The sequence below is a fragment of the Paenibacillus sp. P4_E11 genome, from assembly GCF_056401635.1.
On sequence record NZ_JBFUIX010000638.1, the window covers coordinates 1 to 739 of the forward strand.

1 protein-coding gene is annotated in these 739 nt (G+C 38.8%); it reads left to right on the plus strand.

Annotation, left to right across the window (positions count from 1 at the left end; genetic code table 11):
* Nucleotides 1-218 precede the first annotated feature (218 nt).
* On the plus strand, nucleotides 219-551 hold the full coding sequence (locus tag AC1DWB_RS36620) for a hypothetical protein (RefSeq protein WP_477545948.1): 333 nt from the start codon (nucleotides 219-221) through the stop codon (nucleotides 549-551).
* The last annotated feature ends 188 nt before the right edge of the window (nucleotides 552-739 follow it).

Here is a 739-nt window from a genome sequence, read left to right on the forward strand (position 1 = left end):
TTTGAAGCGATTTTAAGTCAACTAGAGGGTCAACTGGTGCTATATGGATACGATGTATCTATTATCTCTTCATATCGGGCACAGTATGAAGCGGAAAAAGAACAGAGACAGGCAAAACTCACTCAAAAGTAAGGAAACTAAATATATATTACGCCTGGAAAAACGGATATAATATGTTTATACAAAAATGGTAGAAAATAATAGGAGGAAATGCTTAGATGCTCGAGCCGCCTTCGCTCGAAAAGAGACTGATAGAAGTATTCAATGAATTAGAAGAAGAACTTTCTGTAGTAAATGCGGGGATCCTGTTCATTCATATCAGCGAGAAAAGGATTGCGACCTTCGGTGTCAGGCAGCAACCAGAGTTTGATAATACGGCCAAGATCATTAAACCAGACCGATCAGGACTTTCAAGTGCCCATCAACGTTCTTTTCGCAATATGGTAATTGAATTGTTAACAAAACAGGACAATTGCACGGACGGTGAGATATCATTCTCGTTTTCTGTGCTGGTTAGAGTTTTAAAGGTATCTGTGTGTTATAAGTCATAAGGAAGAGTTAAAAGTTTGTTCTCGGAGTCGTTTCATTACGGTGCGGCTCCTTTTTAGTGCGCTAATTTAAGTTAGGCACAATAATTGATGGAAGATTATTAGAGAAAAGAGTCAAGTCGCAAACACGTAACTGACAGGCAACTGGTGGAGATCTTTAGTGTTACTGACTTCGTATATTGTCTATACCC